The sequence below is a fragment of the Amycolatopsis sp. NPDC051903 genome, from assembly GCF_044452505.1.
In the GTDB taxonomy this organism is placed as follows: domain Bacteria; phylum Actinomycetota; class Actinomycetes; order Mycobacteriales; family Pseudonocardiaceae; genus Amycolatopsis.
Map to the genome: position 1 here is coordinate 1 of NZ_JBITBT010000093.1, position 1880 is coordinate 1880.

The 1880-nt window shown below is 75.2% G+C and carries 3 protein-coding genes; 2 read left to right on the top strand and 1 reads right to left on the bottom strand.

The features are described 5' to 3' along the window. Positions 1-49: 49 nt before the first annotated feature. On the bottom strand, positions 50-244 hold the full coding sequence (locus ACIA77_RS52405; protein ID WP_395893746.1) for a hypothetical protein: 195 nt from the start codon (positions 242-244) through the stop codon (positions 50-52). Between the two features lie 164 nt (positions 245-408). On the opposite strand from ACIA77_RS52405, the gene ACIA77_RS52410 reads away from it, so the two are divergent. Continuing rightward, the gene (locus tag ACIA77_RS52410) at positions 409-651 is read left to right on the top strand and encodes a hypothetical protein (RefSeq protein ID WP_395893747.1); all 243 of its coding nucleotides are present in this window, start codon (positions 409-411) and stop codon (positions 649-651) included. Then, positions 648-1490, top strand: coding sequence for a universal stress protein (locus ACIA77_RS52415; protein WP_395893748.1), 843 nt, complete (start codon positions 648-650; stop codon positions 1488-1490). The genes ACIA77_RS52410 and ACIA77_RS52415 overlap by 4 nt, the downstream gene beginning before the upstream one ends. The last annotated feature ends 390 nt before the right edge of the window (positions 1491-1880 follow it).

Genomic DNA, 1880 nt, shown 5'->3' on the forward strand with positions numbered 1-1880 from the left:
CCGGCCCGGCCACCCCGTCCCCCCGAGATCTGCCCCACCCTGGACCAGCTCAATCCGCGTGGAGCACCACGGCACCGGTGCCCCGGTCGACGGCCGGACCGGTCAGGACCCGCGGTGCGCCGGCCGGCGCGGAGGACACCGTACGGACGTGGAGGTGGTGCTCGCCGCGCTCGCGCCTCAGCGGCCCGGTCGGCACAGGTCCCGGCGGCGAGTGGACTCGCCAGGCACGCGTCTTCTCCGTCATCAGCACTCCTGTCCGCGGCGGACCTCCAGAATCGGCGCGGACCGCGCGACCCCACGATGTCCGCAGGTCACGGCGTGCAGGGACGTTCGGCACTTCCGGCCGGAACCCCTTGCCGGAGACCGTGTCGAGGTGAAAACCGGGTCCCGCACCACCGCGGGTGGACTGTGGGCGCCGTCCGCCCGGCCGTCTCCGCGTCGACGCTGACCGCCGGCGCGGCCTCCGAGCAGCACGACAACGGCGGCCACCACGAGTTCGCCTTCGTCTCCGCGATCGCGCTCGCGGCGCCGGGAGACCCGTTGGGCCCGCAACGGCGTGGCCAGGAACCGAAGCGGCGCCGGAAGTCCCGCCACACTGTGACTTCCGGCCGCGGCAACGGACCGGCCCGCGTCCTTACTCTCGCCTGGTGACTCCCCTTCTGCCCGGTCCCGCGCCGATCATCGCCGGCGTCGACGGCTCCGCGGAGGCAGTCGACGCCGTCCGCTGGGCCGCGCGCGCCGCGGCACGCCACCGCCTACCGCTGGAACTCGTCCACGCTACGGCGTTCCCGGACCTCCTGGCCGGCGGTGTCGTGCCGCCCACCGAGGAAGCGAAGGACCTCCTTCGCCGGCACGGCCGGCACCTCCTGCGCGCCGCACGTGAAGTGGCGTGCGGAGCCGGAGCGGCCGACGTGCGGGAACGGCTGGACCCCGACCGGCCCGCGCCGGCGTTGCTGGACCTCGCGGAGCAAGCCTCGGCCGTGGTCGTCGGCCACGGCCACGGCCGCTTCGGCTCGCTGCTCGCCGGCTCGGTCGCCGTGGCTCTGGCCGCGCACGCGCCCCGCCCGGTCGTGGTCGCCCGCGGCGACCTGTGGGACGCGCCGGCAGCAGCCGGACCGGTGGTCGCCGGGATCGACGGCGGCCCGGACACGGCCGCGGTCGTCGCCGCCGCGTTCACCGAAGCCGCGTCCCTCGGCGCGACGCTGCTCGTGCTGCACGCGAAGAACGACGCCGACGTCGGCGAAACGGCGTCGGCGCTCGATGAAGTCCTGGAAGAGCCCAGCCGCCGGCACCGCGGCGTCGTCGTCGAACACACGGTGGTCGCCGGCCGGCCCCGGCACGAACTGCTCGAACGCAGCGTCAGCGCGCAGCTCGTCGTCCTGGGCCGGCGTGGCCGCGGAGGTTTCCCCGGGTTGCTGCTCGGCTCCACCGCCGAGGCGCTCGTGCACCACGCCGCCTGCCCGGTGCTGGTCACCCACGCCGGCGGGTGAGCTCGAAGTCCCTCGGCAGCCGCCGGCTCACCGCGGAGGGCGGGCCTGCCCGCGACCTCGTTCGCGTACTCCTCGAGCACTCGCCGCCGCTTGACCTCCAGCGTCCACGGCAGCTCGTCCCCGACGGAGAACTCCGGGTTCCACCCGCGGAACCGCTTGAGGGCTTTCGCCTCTTTCCGCGTCCCGCGGCCGGCGGTTTGGCTGGGCGTGGGACCCGCGACGAGATGTGCGCCCGATGCAGACCGTGGACACCGGTGACCTGGCGCTCGACGCCTACCGCACCGTCGCGCCGGAATGGATCCTCGACTCCCTCGTCGCGGTGGCGAACCGCTTGCGCGGCGCGCGCGTGCTCCACCTGAGCGCCACGCCCTACGGCGGCGGGGTGGCGGA

Excerpts from the sequence above, each read along its gene's own strand:
- ACIA77_RS52405 (WP_395893746.1), bottom strand. The coding sequence starts at position 244 with ATGACGGAGAAGACGCGTGCCTGGCGAGTCCACTCGCCGCCGGGACCT.